The following is an 853-nucleotide window of genomic DNA, read 5'->3' as shown; positions in this document are numbered from 1 at the left end:
CAGTGCGGTCTGCGCCGCCCGTCCTGCGCGCGCCACACGCCCGGTGGACCGGGGCGGCGCGACAGGTCGAGCCGAACGCCGCACACCTCGGCGCGGCGCAGCAGGAAGGGAAGGTCGAAGGCGCTGACGTTGTGGCCCTCCAGCACGTCCGGATCGCGAGCACGCACGGCGGCCATGAGGTCGAGGAGGAGGCGGCGCTCGTCCTCCTCGCGCGGGGCTTCGAGCACCACCTCGTGCCCGGCGTTGTCGCGCAGGGACGCCATGAAGATGCGCCCCTTCTCGGGGTCGAGGGAGGTGGTCTCCAGGTCGAACTGGAGCCGCGCGAGGTCCGCGTACGTCATGCCCTTGAAGTACGTGCGGCCCGTCGCCGAGAGGTACTGCTCCACGGGTCCGAGCACGTGGTAGTCGCGCAGGTCGTGCAGGCTCCCCACGGGCCGTCCGAGCCTGCGCGACGCGCCCGCGAGAAGCTCGCGCCTCAGCGCCACGCCGCTCCTCGCGTGCACGAGGAAGCGCAGGCTCCCCTCGTCGCCCGTGAGGGTGGTGACGCCGAACTCGGCGTGCTCGCCCGCGCCCACGCGGGCCTCCACGTGCGCGAGGTCGTCGAGGTGCCGGGCGAACACGAAGGGCCGGAAGCGCTCGCGGCTCCAGGTGACGCGCCCGTCCACGCGCCGCCACACCAGCGCGTCCCCGCGGGCGTCGGCGTGGACGCTCACGATGCCCGTCGTGGGGTCCTCGCCGTCCAGCCAGGGGTGGGGGACGTCCGCTGAAGCCGCGCTCATGCGGTGAGTCTAGCGGGAGCGCGCGGCGCTCAGGCAAGGGCGGGCGGGCGGGCGCCGCGCAGCAGCGTGAGCGT

At 74.4% G+C, this 853-nt stretch carries 1 protein-coding gene; it reads right to left on the bottom strand.

The genetic code is table 11. The annotated features are described in order from the left end of the window. Positions 1–779, bottom strand: a 779-nt coding sequence (locus tag DEIPI_RS32795; protein WP_045234741.1) for a 3'-5' exonuclease, incomplete at its 3' end; no start/stop codon positions are given. Positions 780–853: the final 74 nt, after the last annotated feature.

The organism is Deinococcus pimensis DSM 21231 (genome assembly GCF_000519345.1).
GTDB classification, from domain to species: domain Bacteria; phylum Deinococcota; class Deinococci; order Deinococcales; family Deinococcaceae; genus Deinococcus_A; species Deinococcus_A pimensis.
The sequence above is the reverse complement of the archived record's forward strand: the minus strand, read 5'-3'. Positions and strand labels throughout refer to the sequence as shown.